Below are 15,954 nucleotides of genomic sequence, written 5' to 3'. Positions count from 1 at the left end.
GGGGAACGCGACCTGGTTGTCGATGTGGTCGATGATCGCGCCCGCGACGTCGAGGTTCGTGGCCGACTCGATGCCCTCGAGGCCCGGCGAGGAGTTGACCTCCATGACCAGGGGGCCGTCGTCGCCCTCGAGCATGTCGACGCCCGCCACCCGCAGGCCCATGATCTGGGCGGCGCGCACGGCGACCCGCTCGTACTCCGGGTCGAGCGAGACCGCCTCCACCGAGCCACCCCGGTGCACGTTGGAGCGGAACTCGTCGCCCTTGGCCACGCGGCGCATCGCCGCGACGACCCGGTCGCCGACCACGAGGGCGCGGATGTCGCGGCCCTTGCTCTCGGCGACGAAGCGCTGGATGAGCACGTTCTGCCGCGTGCTCTGGAGCGTCTCGATGATCGCCTCGGCGACCTTGATCTCGGGCGCCAGGATCACGCCGATGCCCTGGGTGCCCTCCAGCAGCTTGATGACGACCGGCGCCCCACCGACCCGCTCGATGGCCGCGATCACGTCGGCCCGGTCGCGCACGAAGGTCGTGGCCGGCATGCCGATGTCGTGGCGCGACAGGATCTGGCTGGCGCGCAGCTTGTCGCGCGAGTTCTGGATCCCCCACGACGTGTTGGGCGTGAAGACGTCCATCTGCTCGAGCTGGCGCACCACGGCCGTGCCGTAGTACGTGATGGAGTTGCCGATCCGGGGCAGCGCCGCGTCGTAGTGCGACAGCGGCTTGCCGCGGTACTGCAGGTCGGGCTCGGGCCCGGAGAGATCGATCGCGAAGCGCAGCGTGTTGAGGACCTTGACCGTGTGGCCCCGGTCGAGCGCCGCGGTGCGCAGGCGCTGCGTACTGTACGAGCGAGGCGCACGTGACAGGATCGCGAGTTTCATGGACTCCCCGAGCTGGAAGGACGGACGATTGACGCACCCACCTTCCTACACCCCCGCCCCAGCCGCAGGGCCGGACGGCGGTCTGCTCGACCAGACCCTGGTCGGCTGGCGGGAGTGGGTCCGTCTCCCCGACCTCGGCGTCCCGTGGATCAAGGCCAAGATCGACACCGGCGCCCGGACGTCGTCGCTGCACGCCTTCGACATCGAGCCCGACGACCACGGCCGGGTGCGGTTCAGCATCCACCCCTGGCAGGGCACCGACGAAGATCCCGTGCAGGTGGAGCTCGACGTGCTCGACCTGCGCGAGGTCCGCTCGTCGTCGGGTCACGTGGAGGAGCGCTACGTGGTGGTCCTCGACCTCACGCTCGCCGGCCGGGTGGTGCCGTCCGAGGTGACGCTGTCGCGGCGCGACGAGATGGGCTTCCGCATGCTGGTCGGCCGGGAGGCCCTGGCGCAGGGGTACCTCGTCGACTCCAGCGAGTCCTACCTCGGTGGCCGACCGCCCGTGCGGGTCCGTCGCCGGAACCGGGGTCGATGATGGCGCGTCCGTCCTTCGAGATCGGGCCGATCCGGGTGCGCCCGGGGCAGGCCAAGGCGGTGTCGCTGCCCATCACCCGGCTCGTGACCGGCGCCGACGTCGACCTGCCGGTGCGGGTGGTGCACGGCCGCGAGGACGGTCCCACGGTGTGGGTCGACGCCGCGATCCACGGCGACGAGGCGGTCGGCGTCGAGGTGATCCGCCAGGTGCTCGCCGACATCGACCCCAAGTCGATGCGGGGCACGCTCATCGCGATCCCCATCGTCAACGTGCTCGGCTTCATGACCGGTGACCGCTACCTGCCCGACCGCCGCGACCTGAACCGCTCGTTCCCGGGCTCGGCCCGCGGGTCGCTCGCCTCCCGCATCGCGCACCTGATGATGACCGAGGTGGTGGCCAAGTGCGACGTCGGCATCGACCTGCACACGGGGTCGGACCGGCGGACCAACCTGCCGCAGATCCGCGCCGACCTGGAGGACGACCGCACCCGTGAGCTGGCCGAGGCGTTCGCCGCACCGGTGATGCTGCACGCCAAGATCCGTGACGGGTCGCTGCGGGCGGCCGCGCGCGAGGCCGGTGCGACCGTGCTCCTCTACGAGGCGGGCGAGGCGTGGCGCATGGACGCCTGGGCGATCGACGCCGGCGTACGCGGCGTGCGTCGGGTGCTCGCCGCGCTCGGCATGACCGAGCCGGTGGACGAGGATCCGCCCGCCCCCAGCCAGGCGTCGTACCGGAGCAGCTGGGTGCGGGCCCGCGGCACCGGCATGCTGCACCTGGAGGTCGCCCTCGGCGAGCACGTGACCGAGGGCCAGCGCATCGGTGGCCTGTTCGACTCCTTCGGCAAGCGGGTGCGCCTCGTCCACGCCGAGCGGTCCGGCGTCGTCATCGGCCGCACCGAGGCCCCCGTGGTCAACAGCGGCGACGCCGTCGTGCACGTCGCCGAGGTCTGATCAGTGATTCCCATCAGGTGATGGGAATCCCCCACTCACCCTGGCGAACCCTCCATGGTGAGTGGCAGAGAACCATGGTGAGCTCGTGATTCCCATCAGCTGATGGGAATCACGAGCACGGTAGGACGGACCGGGCGAGCACGGGTCAGGCGAGGTCGGCCAGCTCGACGTTCGGGTCGGCGAGGCGCTCGGCCGACACCTCCTGGCCGACGAGGGCGCGCAGGTCGTCCTGGACGTCCCAGATGTTGACGTTCATGGCCGCGGTCACGACGCCGTCGCGCTGCCAGAAGACGATGAACTCGCCGTCCCCGGCGCCGTCGTCCAGCTCGCCGCGGACCACCACGTCGTCGTCGCCCGACCCGTGGCCGACGTACTCCATGCCCAGGTCGTACTGGTCGGTGAAGAAGTACGGCTCCCAGTCGTACGCCGCGTCGTGGCCGAGGAGCACCGACGCCACGGCCTCGCCCTGGCGCACCGCGTCGTCCCAGTGCTCGACCCGGACGGCCTCGCCGCGACCCGTGTGGAGCGTCGAGGCGACGTCGCCGATGGCATGCACGTCGGGGTGGCTGGTCGCGAAGTGCTCGTCGGTCACCACGCCGTCGTCGACGAGCAGCCCGGCCGCCTCCGCCAGCTCGACGTTGGGCGTGGCGCCCACACCCAGCACGACCACGTCGGCCTCGAGCACCTCGCCACCGCCGAGGCGGACGGTGCGCGCGGTCACGGCGTCGACCCGCTCGCCCGTGCGCAGGGTGACCCCGTGCGACGTGTGAACGTCCGCGAAGTAGCGGCCCAGGCGTTCCCCCATGACCGACGCGAGCGGCACGTCGCCGCGGAGCACGACGGTGGTGCTCAGGTCGTGGTGCCGCGCGGCGGCGGCGACCTCGAGACCGATCCAGCCGCCGCCGACCACGATCACCGACGACGCGTCCGCGAACGCGGCCGTCAGCCTCTCGACGTCGGCCGCGTTGCGCAGGAAGTACGCGTCGGCCCCACCGGCGATGGAGTCCGGGACGGCGGGCCTCGCGCCCGTGGCGAGGACCGCCTTGTCGTACGGGACCACCTGGCCGTCGGCGAGGTGCACGCGGTGCGCCTCGACGTCGATGCGCTCGGCCGCCACCCCGGTGACCAGGCGGACGTCGTGCTCGTCGTACCACTCCTGGGGCTGCACCGTGGCGTCGTCGAGCGGCGCCTCGCCGAGCAGGACGTCCTTCGACAGGGGCGGCCGTTCGTAGGGCAGCCGGTCCTCGTCGGCCACGATCGTGAGTGCTCCGTCGTGCCCGTTCTCGCGCAGGGCGGCGGCCGCCTTGGCCGCGGCAAGGCCGCCCCCGATGATGACGATGTCCATGCTTCGAGCCTGCCACGGCTGGTCTCCACGGCAACCTGGGTCGCGGCGTGCCACGATGCCCCTACGCCACCCAGGGGGAACGACTCATGCGCCGCTCGGTTCGACACGTCACGACGGCTCTCGCCGTCCTCGCCGTCCTCGCCGGATGCGGCCAGGGGGGATCCGACCCGGAGCCGACGGCGTCCGCGTCCAGCCCGGCACCGCTGCCCACCGAGGAGGCCGCGATCGAGGGCGCCCTGCCCACCCTGGACCAGGTGCCGGGCGCCTCGGACGTCGACTTCCAGTGCCCGAAGGACGAGGAGAAGTGCGCCGGGTCCGACGTCGGTCATCCGTTCTGGGCGTTCTCCGTGCGCCTCGACTCCGTCGGCAACCCCGTGGACATCGAGCGCAACGGCACCACGAGTGCTCCCAACGACGTCGCGGTCGTCAACCTCAACCTGCTCGACGACGCCGAGGCGGCCCGCACCTTCATGGCCGGTCTGCGCAAGGACCAGGAGCCCTACGACGGCACGTTCGACATCCCCGCCGAGCCCGTCGGCGGCGGCCGTGAGGTCCCGGCGAGCTCGGGCGAGGGGTCGCTCGACGACGTCACCGTGCAGGGGCTCGACGGCTACCTGAGCTCCTACCGGCTCGACTCGGCCGAGACCGGCGACCCGGCCCAGCGCGTCGTGAGCCTGCTGGTGGGCGAGGGCCGCGTGGTGGTCGGCGTGTTCGTCAGCATGTCCGCACCGGGCCGCGACGCCGACGCCGCGGAGCAGCTCGCGCAGCGCCTCGCCCGGGACACCGTCGAGCGTCTCCGCAAGGGAGCGGCCACGTTCACCCAGTGACGTCCGACCGGCTCAGTCCGGGTCGGTGAGCAGGACGCCGAGGTCGGTGCCGTCGGGTCCGACGGCGCGCAGGTGGCCGTCGTCCCACACGAAGGTGGTCGCCTGGCCGAGCCAGGTGTCGACGTCGGGGCAGGCCATCAGCGTCGAGACGCGTGCGCCGCTCGTGACGACCTTCTTGCCGTCGAGCGACCACTGCTGGCCGCCGAAGCGGTTGCAGCCGTCGTGCCCGGCGAGGTCGCCGTTGTCGCGCAGCTCGAGGAACGCGCGCGGCGGGCCGCCCTCGGGCAGCCACCGCCCGACGACGTCGGTCCGTGCCGGCGTGCTCACTCGCTGCCGTAGAGGTCGTCGGAGGTCGCCGTCGTCGGTGACGACGGCGATGCGGAGGCGAGCACGCCGCGTCGACGTCCACCGGGAAGTCGCTGCGCGAGCGTCCCGAGAGGCTCCACGGCTCCGCTCAGCACCGCGACCGCCTGGTTGAGGTTGGGGATGGCGTTGCCCAGCGCCTCGAGCCGCGGCACGATCGCGTCGAACGTCGCCCCCAGGGAGACCAGCTGGTCGAGCGTCCCGCCCGGCATCAGCAGGTTCTCGAGGATGCCCTCCTCCTCGAGCAGCTTCTCGAGCAGGCCGCCGGGCTTCAGCACGTTCTCGAGCGTGCCGTCCTGCTCGAGGATGCGGTCCAGCGGCCCGCCGGGCACCAGCATCCGCTCGATAGGCCCGCCCGGCGCCGTCAGCCGCTCGAGCGGCCCGTCCGGTGCCAGCAGGCGGTCGAGCGAGCCTCCGGGCGCGAGGAAGCGGTAGAGCGGTCCGTCCTCGGCCAGGGCGCGGTCGAGCGGGCCGTCGGCCTCGAGCAGCCGCACGAACGGGCCCTCCTCGGACGCCATCCGGTCCACGAGCCCGTCCCGCTGCAGCGCCTTGCCGACGGGCCGGTCCTCGGACGTGATGTCGGCGACGAGGTTGCCGAGCGCGATGATCCCGCGCTCGTCGGCCAGCAGCTTCGCGAGCTGCTCCAGCAGGCCGTCCTCGCCGATCAGCACCGCGATGCGGGTCCCGTAGCCGCCCTCGCGCAGGATCGGGCCGTCGGGTGCGGCCAGCTGACCCAGCGCCAACGTCGTGCGCGTGGCCGAGATGGTCACGCGCAGGGGCAGGGTGGCTAGACCGACGAGGTTCATGCTCGCAGCGTAGGACCGTGACAGTGGCGGTGTCACGTGGTTGTCCGACCCGTCCTCGAGGGTCGCGAGGGTCCGTCAGGACCGCACGAGCCGGACGGCCCCGTCCCGGCGGGGATCGGCGGCTGCCTCCAGGTGCAGCTCGCCGGCCGCGTCACGGCGCAGCAGGGTCGCACCCACCCCGCCGTAGTACATCGTCAGGTCGGTCTCGACCTTGACGACCTCGTCCGGTCGTCCGGCGCGGTGCACGTGGACCCGCGGATGGTTCACCGCCTGCTGCAACCCCATGCCGCCGTTCGTGAAGCCCGCGACCACCTGGGCGACGGCCGTGGAGATCCGGTCCGCGCCGGGCGAGCCGATCGCCAGCGCCGCACCGTCGCGGTGGTGCGCGACCGTGGGCGCCATGTTCGACAGCAGGCGCGTGCCCGGCTCCAGCCCGTGCAGGCCGCGGGGGTTGAGCTCCTGCTCCCCCAGGCAGTTGTTGAGCCAGATGCCGGTGCCCCGCGCGATCATCCCCGAGCCGTAGCCCGACGAGACCGTGACCGAGCAGGCTCCGCCGTCGCCGTCCGTCGCCGAGACGTGCGCGGTCGAGCCCGCCGACCGCACCTCGTCGTCCACCGACGCCAGGTAGGCCAGCGCGTCGGCCACCAGGTCGTGGCTGTGGTCGAGCACGTCGAGCCGGTGGCCCAGCACGGCGCGCTGCACCTCGACGAGGCGGGCGACGTCGGCCTCGGACCAGCGGCCGTCGACCACGGCGTGCGGTGTGCCGTCGAGCAGGCGCAGCATCGCCGCGACGCACACGCCACCCACCGCCGGCGTGGGGTTGGTGCCGAGCGCCCAGTCCCCCAGCTCCACCCGCAGCGCCGGACGCACGACCGGGCGGTACGCCGCGAGGTCCTCGCGGCCCAGCAGGCCACCGCGGGCCTGCACGTCGTCACAGATCCGTCGAGCCAGGTCGCCCGTGTGGAGTGCCGATGCACCGTCGGCCGCGATGACCTCGAGCGTCGCGGCCAGGTCGGGCACCACCACCAGGTCGGTCGTGACGGCACCGGTGGCGTCGTGCACGCAGGCCCGGCTCTGCTCGTCCCACCCGAAGATGTCGTCGTGCACGTACTCCAGGTAGTACCGCGACGCCGACCCCAGCCGGAACCCGCCGCGCGCGACGTCGACGGCCGGCGCCACGATCTCGCGCCACGGCACCGACCCCCAGCGCGCGTGCGTCTCCTCGAAGGCCGCCACGGCGCCGTGCGCGGCCACCGAGCCCGGCCCGATCGTGACCGTCACGCCGCCGCCGTAGTCCGTGCGGACGTCCCAGGTCCCGGTGTCGGGATCGGTGTCGGTGTCGGGCCGTGCCGGCGTCGAGGGGCCGGACCGTGAGCCGCGGCCCGGCATGTCCATCCACCCGTCGACGGTGACCGGCGCGGACCCGTCGGCCGGCTGGACCGTGACGAACCCGCCCGAGCTGAGCGAGACGATGCCGACCTCGTTGACCATGGTCACGAGCGCGGCGGCGAGGGCGGCGTCGACCGCGTTCCCACCGGCCAGGGCCACCTGCTCCCCCGCGTCGGCCGCCGCCTCGTTGGGTGCGGCGATCGCGACGTCAGGCATGGACGCAGGCTAGTCTCCCGCGCCCCGACCCCGCGATCCGACGGGTCGATGACGATCGGGAGCGAGGAGGACGTCACGATCCCGTCGAATCGCGTCGTGGGGGCGGCCGCCGGTAGAGTTGGTCGCGGTGTGCCGGGAAGTCTGGTCGGCGTCAGTTCATCGACCCCATTGGAGATCGTGACCCCATGACCACCCCCCGCCGTCGCCTGCTCACCCGCGGTTCCTGGCTCGAGACCCAACGCATCGGCGAGCTCGTGCGCGCCGAGACCTTCGGCGGTGCGCTGCTGATGATCGCGGCGATCCTGGCGCTCATCGCGGCCAACACCACCGACACCTACGCCCAGGTCCGCGACACGGTGATCGGTCCCGCGTCGCTGCACCTCGACCTCTCCATCGGCGCGTGGGCCGCCGACGGCCTGCTGGCGATCTTCTTCTTCGTCGTCGGCCTCGAGCTCAAGCGCGAGTTCGTCGCCGGCGACCTGCGCGACCCCTCGCGCGCCGCGGTCCCGATCGTCGCCGCCATCGGCGGCATGGCCATGCCTGCGCTGATCTACGTGGCGATCAACAGCATCAACGACGCCGGCCGGCCGGTCGGCTGGGCCATCCCGGCCGCCACCGACATCGCCTTCGCCATCGCCGTGCTCGCCGTCGTCGGCTCGTTCCTGCCCACCGGCCTGCGCCTGTTCCTGCTCACGCTGGCGATCGTCGACGACCTCCTGGCCATCACGATCATCGCGATCTTCTACACCTCCGACCTCGACGCGATCTGGCTGCTGCTCGCCCTGCTGCCCATCGCGGCGTTCGGCGCCCTCGTGCAGCAGCGCATCCGCTCGCCCTGGCTGCTGATCCCGCTCGCGGTCACCGCCTGGGCCCTCGTCCACGCCTCCGGGGTGCACGCCACCGTCGCCGGCGTGCTGCTCGGCTTCACCGTCCCGGTCCTGCGTCGCGACGGCCAGGACGGCCCGGGCCTCGCCGAGCACCTCGAGGAGATCGTGCGGCCGCTGTCCTCGACCGTGGCCGTCCCGGTCTTCGCGTTCTTCTCCGCAGGCGTGGCGATCGAGGGCGCCTCCGGGTTCGTCGAGGCGCTGCGGGACCCGGTGACCCTGGGCATCATCGCCGGGCTCGTGATCGGCAAGCCGCTCGGCGTCCTCCTCTTCACCTGGCTCATGGCCCGGTTCACGAAGGCCGAGCTGGACGACGACCTGGAGTGGATCGACCTCGTCGGCGTCGGGCTGCTCGCGGGCATCGGGTTCACCGTCGCGCTGCTCGTGGGCGAGCTGGCGTTCGGTGTCGGCAGCGAGTCCGACGAGCACGTGAAGGTCGGCGTGCTGCTCGGCTCGCTCACGTCGGCCCTGCTCGCCGTGGTGGTGCTGCGCCTGCGCAACCGCACGTACCGGCTCATCCACGAGCGGGAGACCCGTGACGACGACGCCGACGGCATCCCCGACGTCTACCAGGGCTGAGACGCGGCCGTCAGGACGCCGGCACGAGGGGCCGCGACCACGCACGCTCGACGTCGAGCTGGCCGGTGCGGGCGAACAGCTGCACCTGCTGCGTGGTGGCGAGTGCCCCGGCCAGGTCCGCGAGGTCGGCCGGCACGAAGCCGAGGCCCTGCCAGAACGGACCGGACCGGCGGCTGAACAGCCAGGCCGTGGTGGCGCCGGACTCGGCGGCCCGGTCGAGAGCGAATCGCGCCAGTCGGGTCCCGTGGCCGCCGGCACGACGCTCGGGGGCCACGGCGACGCTGCGGACCAGCACGTGCGCCCCGTCGTCGCCTGCCTCGTAGCCGGTGCTCCCGACCACGGCGCCGTCGACGTCGCGCTCGATCCAGCAGCGCAGGCCTGGGGCGTCGAGCCCGGCGACCGTCAGGTCGGCGTCGCGGAGGAAGCGAGCGAGGTCCGGCACGTCAGCGGCACGCACCGGCAGGAGCACCGTGGTCAGTCCCCGTCGGGCTCGTTGTCGAGCGAGCTCCAGTCGCCGTCGGACTCCAGCGTGCGGCTGCCGTTCTCGGTGGACACGACGATCGAGCCGTTGCGGCCGACGATCTCGTAGAGCGTGGAGCCCTTCTCGCCGACGAACGCGTCGTTGCCCGGGTCGTAGTCGCCGGCCATGTCGATCACGTCGTCGCCCGCGGGCTTCACGACCACACGGAACCGCTCGCCCGAGGAGTTCCGCCCGCACACGGACGCCTTGGAGCCGTCGGTGGTGGTGGTCTTGTAGAGGATCACCGGGTAGGTACCGCCGCAGCCGAGGTCGAGTCCCGACGCCTCCTGCTGGCGCACGTTGACCACGCGGGTCCCGCAGTCGGGCAGCAGGCTGTCCTGCTCGACGCCCTCGACGTTGAACTGGGTGTCGGCGTCCTCGCAGCTCGTGGTGGCCGACTCGGTGGGGCTCGGGGTCCCGGTCGGCGACGGCGAGGCCGAGGGGCTCTGCGTGGCCTCCGGCTCCGAGCTGGGTGAGGCGAGCGGCTCGGCGTCGTCGCCTCCACCGCCGATGAGGGCCCAGCCGCCGAGGCCGGCGAGCACCACGAGGACCAGGCCGACGAGGACCAGCCTCAGCTTGGGGTTCACGCGCGGCACCTCCCGAGATCGACAGCCGGTCCGGGATCGACGACCAGCACAGCCCTCGACACTAGCAACACGTCCGATGGCGTGGGGTCGGACGCGTCCGTGGTGGGATCAGGGCATGGAACCGGCGCAGCTCTCCCACCGCTACCTCGAGGCGCTCGAGGCCGGCGACCTCGCCGGCGTCCTGGCGCTGTTCGCCCCCGGCGCGACGGTGGTCTCGCCCCTGTACGGAACCCTCCCGGCGACGGAGTTCTACCCGCTCCTGCTCGCCGACACCGGCCAGTCGCGGCTGACGCTGCGGACGACGATGACCGGCGAGGTCGACGGCCGCACCGTCGTGAGCCTGTGGTTCGACTTCGACTGGACCCTGGCCAGCGGCGAGCCCGCACCCTTCACCGTGGTCGACGTGGCCGAGCTCGACGCGGACGGTCGGATCGATCGGCTGCACATCGTGTACGACACCGCCCCGATCCGCGCGGCCTTCGACCGTCAGCGCGGCGCCGGACCGGCCTGAGCAGCCCGAGCTTCCCGGTCACGTCACGCGCGGGTCGCGAGGATCGCTCCGTGCGACCGGGCGGGGCGATCGGTTCGCGACTCGGTGTGCGTGACGGCGAAGCCGGCCGCCTCGACCTCGGACGACAAGAAGTCGACGGGCCAGTAGTGGGCCGTGGTGATCGCGTGCTCGAACGGTTCCAGCGTCGGGCCGGTGAAGAACCCCAGCGCGAGACCGCCGCCGGGCCGGGTGCAACGGGCGAGCTCGGTCAGGGCTGCGCCGATCTGCTCGGGGGCGGTGTGGATCAGTGAGTACCACGCGAGCACACCGCCAAGTGAGCCGTCGTCGACGCCCAGGGCTTCGGCTCGCCCGACCCGGTAGCGCTGGGCGGGGTAGGTGGCCTGCGCCCTCTCGACGAGCTCAGGCACCGGATCGACGCCCTCGACATCCGTGCCGAGTCCGGCGAGATGGTGCGTCCACTGCCCGGGTCCGCAGCCGACGTCGAGCGCAGGCCCCTCGATACGACGGGCCCATCTCTCGATGAGTGCCAGGTCGGCGGCGGCCACGTGCTCGATCCGGCCGACCGCCTCGACGTACTCGTCCGCTCTCGCTCCGTACGAACCGCGGACGGACTCGAGTGACATGCCCCCAAGCCTCTCGCACGGGACGACCGTCCCCTAGCCGGGTGCTCGCAGGTCAGCCCGCCCGGCTCACTCCCACTCGATGGTGCCCGGCGGCTTGCTGGTGATGTCGAGGACGACGCGGTTGACGTCCTCCACCTCGTTGGTGATGCGGGTGGAGATCCGCTCGAGCACCTCGTAGGGCAGGCGGCTCCAGTCGGCGGTCATCGCGTCCTCGCTGGAGACGGGGCGCAGCACGATCGGGTGGCCGTAGGTGCGGCCGTCGCCCTGCACGCCCACCGAGCGGACGTCGGCGAGCAGCACCACCGGGAACTGCCAGATGTCACCGTCGAGCCCGGCCGCCGAGGTCTCCTCGCGCACGATCGCGTCGGCCCGACGCAGGATCGCGAGCCGCTCGGCGTCGACCGCGCCGACGATGCGGATCGCGAGGCCGGGACCTGGGAACGGGTGCCGGCCGACGATGGCCTCGGGGATGCCGAGCTGGCGGCCCACCTCGCGCACCTCGTCCTTGAAGAGCGTCCGCAGCGGCTCCACCAGCGAGAACTCGAGGTCCTCGGGCAGGCCGCCCACGTTGTGGTGGCTCTTGATGTTGGCCGCACCCTCGCCGCCGCCGGACTCGACGACGTCGGGGTAGAGCGTGCCCTGCACCAGGAACTTGACCGGCGGGCCCGGGGTGGCGAGCACCTCGCGCTCGGCCTCCTCGAACACGCGGATGAACTCGCGGCCGATGATCTTGCGCTTGGTCTCGGGATCGCTCACCCCGGCGAGGTGGCCGAGGAACCGGTCCTTCGCGTCGACGACCTTGAGGTCGACCCCCGTGGCCTCGACGTAGTCGCGCTCGACCTGCTCGGCCTCGCCCTCGCGCAGCAGCCCGTGGTCGACGAAGACGGCCGTGAGCCGGTCGCCCACCGCGCGCTGGACCAGGGCGGTCGAGACGGCGGAGTCGACGCCGCCGGACAGTGCCGAGATGACCCGGGCGTCGCCGACCTCGGAGCGGATCTTCTCGACCTGCTCCTCGACGATGTTGACGCTGGTCCACGTCTGGCGGCAGCCGGCGATGTCGACGAGGAACCGCTCCAGCACCTGCTGGCCGTGCTCGGAGTGCAAGACCTCGGGGTGCCACTGCACCCCGGCCAGTCGGCGGTCGGTGTTCTCGAACGCCGCCACCGTCGCCCGCGGGGAGCGCGCGTTGACCGTGAAGCCGTCGGGTGCGCCGACGACCTCGTCGCCGTGCGACATCCACGAGGTGATGGGGCCGGGCAGTCCCTGGAGCAGGGTCCCGGGGTCGAGCACCTCGACCGAGGTGCGTCCGTACTCCCGCTGGCCGGTGCGGGCGACGTCGCCGCCGAGCGCCGCGGCCATGGCCATGAAGCCGTAGCAGATGCCGAAGACCGGCACGTCGGACTCGACCATGGTCGGGTCGAGCTGGGGGGCGCCCGGCTCGTACACCGACGACGGGCCGCCCGAGAGGATGATCGCGGCCGGCTTGCGGGCGAGGATCTCCTCGACGGGCATCGTGTGCGGCACGATCTCGGAGTAGACGCGCGCCTCGCGGACCCGCCTCGCGATCAGCTGCGCGTACTGGGCGCCGTAGTCGACGACGAGGACGAGGTCGTGGTCTGGAGTCACCCCGTCATCGTATCGGTCGAAATATTTCTCCAGACCCTCGTAACCCCCTCTGGGGAGCGTCGTTGATCAGGACGGATCTCACTACACTCCCTCCCGTGAGATCCACCGTGCCCGCTCCTCGTGGCACATACAGGACCCGGCCCGTGAGCTCCCTCCAGGCCGGGTCCTGTGCTGTCCGGCACTCCCCCGCCCCAGCGCCGTAGATTGGCTGCGATGTCCGTCCTCGAGATCGTCCTCTCCGTCACCTGCGCCGCGCTGGCCGTGTCGCTCGTCGTGGCCTGGGGCCTGCTGCTCGGCGCACGCCGACGCATCGCGCAGCTCAAGCGGGCGATCCGGACCGAACGGCCGCGCATCCGGCTGGTGCCTACGCCGTCCGACGCCGTCCGCACCGTCGTCGGCACCGCGATCAGCCTGAAGGACAAGGGCTTCAGCGGAACGCTGCGCAGCTCGATCGACGACCTCGCCCGCTGGGCCGACGTGGAGCGTCCCGACCTCGCCCGCATGGCGTCGCGCGACGGGACCGTGGCGATCCTGTTCTCCGACATCGAGGGCTCGACGGCCCTCAACCACGCCCTGGGCGACCGCGGCTGGGTGCAGCTGCTCTCGCGGCACGACGCGGTCGTCAACCGGGCCGTCAGCCGCAACGGCGGCTACGTCATCAAGACCCAGGGCGACGGATTCATGGTGGCGTTCACCGACGCCGCGCAGGCGGTGGCCGCCGCGGCCGAGGTGCAGCGTCGGATCACCCGTGCGCGGCCCGGGTCACGCCTGAGCGGGGTGGCGGTGCGGATCGGCGTGCACCAGGGCTCGGCGGTGCACCGCGACGGCGACCTGTTCGGCCGCAACGTCGCCTACGCGGCACGCGTGGCGGCCCAGGCCGAGGGCGGCGAGGTGCTCGTGAGCGACGGTGCGCTCGAGTCGCTGGAGGAGACCCACGGCGAGGACAAGCCTGCCGTGCTGGAGAGCCGCGAGGTCGACCTCAAGGGGATCCCGGGCACGCAGGTCGTCCACGCGATCGACTGGAAGGTCTGAGCGCGAGCGCTCGGCCACCCGCTCGGCCGGTGCGGGTCCCACCGTCTCAGCGCTGAGACGGTGGAATCCGCACCGTGCGGGGCGTGGCCGCCCGATTCGGTGGAGAACTCACCGCTCGGGGGGGGGATCAGTCGAGGCGCTCGGTGGCCTTCTGCTGCAGCTTGGAGGCGAAGTTCGGGTCGTGGTCGAGCAGCTCGGCCACGTCGGAGTCGGTCAGGTGCAGGGCCTTGACGGGCGTCTTCGCCACGACGGTCGCGTTGCGCAGCTTGCCGTTGACCAGGGCCATCTCACCGATCACGTCGCCGGCCTCCAGCTCGGCGATCGGCTGCTTCTGACGCCGCACCTCCATCGTCCCCTCGAGGATGATGTACGCCTTGTCCGCGGGGGTGTTCTCGATCATCACCGCCCAGCCCTCGGGGATGTTGACCGGACGACCGACGCCGGCGAGCTTCTCGACGGTCTCGGCGTCGAAGTCGGTGACGCGGGTGAGCGCGTCGATGGTCTCGCGGTCTGCCTTGCGTGCCATGGCTTCCTCTCGGTCGTGCGACACCGGGGTGGGAGGGCGCCGCAACTCGTCCAACGACTCGAGCGGAGGGAGGACACGCCGCGGCATGCTGACGGTACGCTGCCGCACGTCCCCACCGCCAGCCCTGGAAGGTCCGACGTGGACGATCGTCCCTCCCGCTCGGCCACCCGGTCCCGGCGTGCCTTCGGGTCGGTGCTGCTCGGTCCGGCCGAGCAGGACCCCAGCCGGCTGAGGTTCCGCATCCAGCTGCTGCTCACCCTCTTCCTGGTGAGCACCAACGTCATCGGGGCCAGCATCGTCTTCGTTCTCTCGGTCTTCGTGGTGCCCAGCCCCGCGCCCACCCGGGACATGGCGTACGCGCTCGCCGTGGCCGTGCCCTGCTACGTCGGGCTCGCGGTGCTCGTCGGCGCCACCTGGGGCACGTCGGCCACGCTCAAGGCGCAGCGGTGGGCCATCGAGGGACGTGAGCCCGGGCCCAAGGACCGACGCCGCGCGCTGCGCGCCCCCCGCATGCTGACCCTGCTGCAGGCGGCGCTCTGGATCCTCGCGACCATCCTGTTCACGGTGCTCTCGCTGGTCGTGCAGGAGGAGCGCGCCCTGTCGACCGGTCTCACGGTCGGCATCGCCTCCATCGTCGTCACGACCATTGCCTACCTGCTCGCGGAGTTCGCGATGCGGCCCGTGGCCGCACGCGCCCTCAGCGGCGCGGTCATGAAGAAGCCGCGCGGGCTCGGCGCCGCCACCCGGGTCCTCATGTTCTGGTGGCTCGGCACGGGCGCACCCGTCGTGGGCCTGGTCGTGGTGGGCATCCTGGCCCTCTCCACCGACCAGCTGACGCTCAGCGAGCTGGCCGTCGTCGCCCTCGTGCTCGGCAGCGTCGTGCTCTGCTTCGGCTTCTTCGTCATGTGGTTGACGGCGCGCGCCGTCGTGCAGCCGATCACGGGGGTCACCGCGGCGATGCGCGAGGTGGAGCGCGGCGAGTTCGGCACCACCATCGAGGTGTTCGACGGCTCCGAGCTCGGCATGCTGCAGTCCGGCTTCAACCAGATGTCCACGGGCCTGCTCGAGCGGGAGCGGCTGCGCGACGCCTTCGGGCGGCACGTGGGACGCGACGTGGCCGAGGCCGCTCTCGGGGAGATCCGGCTGGGCGGTGAGACCCGCGAGGTCTCGGTGCTGTTCACCGACCTCGTCGGCTCCACCACGTACGCCGAGCAGCGCGACCCCGACGAGGTCGTGGGCATGCTCAACGACTACTTCGGCGTGATCATCGCCGAGGTCGACGCCCACGGCGGGCTGGTCAACAAGTTCATGGGCGACGCCGTGCTGGCGGTCTTCGGCGCTCCGCGCCCGCTCGACGACCACCCCGGGCAGGCCCTCGCGGCCGCTCGTCGCATCGGGGAGCGGCTCGAGACCGAGCTCGTCGGCGTCCGCGCCGGGATCGGGGTGGCCACCGGCCGCGCCGTCGCAGGCTACGTCGGCGACGAGTCCCGCTACGAGTTCACCGTCATCGGCGACGCGGTCAACGCCGCGTCGCGCCTCACCGAGCTGGCCAAGGACGTCGACGGCGGGGTGCTGGCCGACCTGCAGGCCGTCGAGGCGGCCGGCTCCGAGGAGTCGGCGCACTGGGCGTCGCACGGCAGCACCGTGCTCCGCGGCCGCTCCGACGAGACGCGGACCGCGGTGCCGCGGCGCACCTCGTCCACGTCCTGAGGCCACGAGCCGGTCCCGACCGTCCCACGATTCCCATCAGCTG

The 15,954-nt window shown here is 72.3% G+C and carries 16 protein-coding genes and 1 pseudogene; 7 read left to right on the top strand and 10 right to left on the bottom strand.

Going from position 1 to position 15,954, the window contains the following annotated elements; genetic code table 11:
- Positions 1–18: 18 nt before the first annotated feature.
- A pseudogene (locus NBW76_RS04680) lies at positions 19–879 on the bottom strand (RimK family alpha-L-glutamate ligase); the annotation flags it as partial.
- Here NBW76_RS04680 and NBW76_RS04675 point away from each other — a divergent pair.
- Both NBW76_RS04675 and NBW76_RS04670 read left to right on the top strand, forming a co-directional pair.
- Complete coding sequence (locus tag NBW76_RS04675; RefSeq protein ID WP_082480286.1) at positions 878–1,417, top strand: RimK/LysX family protein; 540 nt, start codon at positions 878–880, stop codon at positions 1,415–1,417. The pseudogene NBW76_RS04680 and the gene NBW76_RS04675 sit on opposite strands and share 2 nt — an antisense overlap.
- Positions 1,417–2,367: a succinylglutamate desuccinylase/aspartoacylase family protein gene (locus NBW76_RS04670; protein WP_156364867.1), complete on the top strand. Its 951-nt coding sequence runs from the start codon at positions 1,417–1,419 to the stop codon at positions 2,365–2,367. Before NBW76_RS04675 ends, NBW76_RS04670 begins: the two co-directional genes overlap by 1 nt.
- Before the next feature lie 145 nt (positions 2,368–2,512).
- Here NBW76_RS04670 and NBW76_RS04665 read toward each other — a convergent pair whose 3' ends face one another.
- Positions 2,513–3,712, bottom strand: coding sequence for an NAD(P)/FAD-dependent oxidoreductase (locus NBW76_RS04665; RefSeq protein WP_056556145.1), 1,200 nt, complete (start codon positions 3,710–3,712; stop codon positions 2,513–2,515).
- A 47-nt stretch (positions 3,713–3,759) separates the two neighbouring features.
- Here NBW76_RS04665 and NBW76_RS04660 point away from each other — a divergent pair, with 47 nt between their 5' ends.
- Positions 3,760–4,539, top strand: coding sequence for a hypothetical protein (locus NBW76_RS04660; protein WP_156364868.1), 780 nt, complete (start codon positions 3,760–3,762; stop codon positions 4,537–4,539).
- 12 nt (positions 4,540–4,551) lie between these two features.
- On the opposite strand, the gene NBW76_RS04655 is transcribed toward NBW76_RS04660, so the two are convergent.
- From NBW76_RS04655 to NBW76_RS04645, 3 genes are all read right to left on the bottom strand, one after another.
- Positions 4,552–4,866: an META domain-containing protein gene (locus tag NBW76_RS04655; RefSeq protein WP_055963695.1), complete on the bottom strand. Its 315-nt coding sequence runs from the start codon at positions 4,864–4,866 to the stop codon at positions 4,552–4,554.
- Entirely contained in the window at positions 4,863–5,708 is an 846-nt protein-coding gene (locus tag NBW76_RS04650; RefSeq protein ID WP_056556151.1) for a hypothetical protein, read from the bottom strand. Before NBW76_RS04650 ends, NBW76_RS04655 begins: the two co-directional genes overlap by 4 nt.
- A gap of 75 nt (positions 5,709–5,783) precedes the next feature.
- Positions 5,784–7,313 (bottom strand): gamma-glutamyltransferase, encoded by a 1,530-nt coding sequence (locus NBW76_RS04645; protein ID WP_056556154.1) that lies wholly within the window; start codon positions 7,311–7,313, stop codon positions 5,784–5,786.
- A gap of 185 nt (positions 7,314–7,498) precedes the next feature.
- Here NBW76_RS04645 and nhaA point away from each other — a divergent pair, with 185 nt between their 5' ends.
- The gene (nhaA, locus tag NBW76_RS04640; RefSeq protein WP_056556157.1) at positions 7,499–8,776 is read left to right on the top strand and encodes a Na+/H+ antiporter NhaA; all 1,278 of its coding nucleotides are present in this window, start codon (positions 7,499–7,501) and stop codon (positions 8,774–8,776) included.
- A 10-nt stretch (positions 8,777–8,786) separates the two neighbouring features.
- Here the strand turns inward: nhaA and NBW76_RS04635 are convergent, their stop codons facing one another.
- Both NBW76_RS04635 and NBW76_RS04630 read right to left on the bottom strand, forming a co-directional pair.
- On the bottom strand, positions 8,787–9,233 hold the full coding sequence (locus NBW76_RS04635) for a GNAT family N-acetyltransferase (protein ID WP_156364869.1): 447 nt from the start codon (positions 9,231–9,233) through the stop codon (positions 8,787–8,789).
- Positions 9,234–9,250: 17 nt separating this feature from the next.
- Entirely contained in the window at positions 9,251–9,883 is a 633-nt protein-coding gene (locus NBW76_RS04630; RefSeq protein ID WP_055963683.1) for a hypothetical protein, read from the bottom strand.
- 115 nt (positions 9,884–9,998) lie between these two features.
- On the opposite strand from NBW76_RS04630, the gene NBW76_RS04625 reads away from it, so the two are divergent.
- Positions 9,999–10,394, top strand: a complete 396-nt coding sequence (locus NBW76_RS04625; protein WP_056557170.1) for a nuclear transport factor 2 family protein — start codon at positions 9,999–10,001, stop codon at positions 10,392–10,394.
- Between the two features lie 23 nt (positions 10,395–10,417).
- Here the strand turns inward: NBW76_RS04625 and NBW76_RS04620 are convergent, their stop codons facing one another.
- Positions 10,418–11,017: a class I SAM-dependent methyltransferase gene (locus NBW76_RS04620; RefSeq protein WP_056556162.1), complete on the bottom strand. Its 600-nt coding sequence runs from the start codon at positions 11,015–11,017 to the stop codon at positions 10,418–10,420.
- A gap of 66 nt (positions 11,018–11,083) precedes the next feature.
- Positions 11,084–12,643, bottom strand: a complete 1,560-nt coding sequence (gene guaA / locus NBW76_RS04615) for a glutamine-hydrolyzing GMP synthase (RefSeq protein WP_056556165.1) — start codon at positions 12,641–12,643, stop codon at positions 11,084–11,086.
- 213 nt (positions 12,644–12,856) lie between these two features.
- Between guaA and NBW76_RS04610 the strand changes: the two genes are divergently transcribed.
- Positions 12,857–13,675 carry an adenylate/guanylate cyclase domain-containing protein gene (locus NBW76_RS04610; protein ID WP_056556168.1) on the top strand — a complete coding sequence of 273 codons (819 nt, stop codon included), beginning with the start codon at positions 12,857–12,859 and terminating at the stop codon, positions 13,673–13,675.
- Positions 13,676–13,802: 127 nt separating this feature from the next.
- On the opposite strand, the gene NBW76_RS04605 is transcribed toward NBW76_RS04610, so the two are convergent.
- Entirely contained in the window at positions 13,803–14,201 is a 399-nt protein-coding gene (locus NBW76_RS04605) for a cyclic nucleotide-binding domain-containing protein (protein WP_055963666.1), read from the bottom strand.
- 138 nt (positions 14,202–14,339) lie between these two features.
- Between NBW76_RS04605 and NBW76_RS04600 the strand changes: the two genes are divergently transcribed.
- Entirely contained in the window at positions 14,340–15,911 is a 1,572-nt protein-coding gene (locus NBW76_RS04600) for an adenylate/guanylate cyclase domain-containing protein (protein WP_056556171.1), read from the top strand.
- Positions 15,912–15,954 lie beyond the last annotated feature (43 nt).

Source organism: Aeromicrobium sp. Leaf245, from assembly GCF_942548115.1.
Lineage (GTDB): Bacteria > Actinomycetota > Actinomycetes > Propionibacteriales > Nocardioidaceae > Aeromicrobium.
The sequence above is the reverse complement of the archived record's forward strand: the minus strand, read 5'-3'. Positions and strand labels throughout refer to the sequence as shown.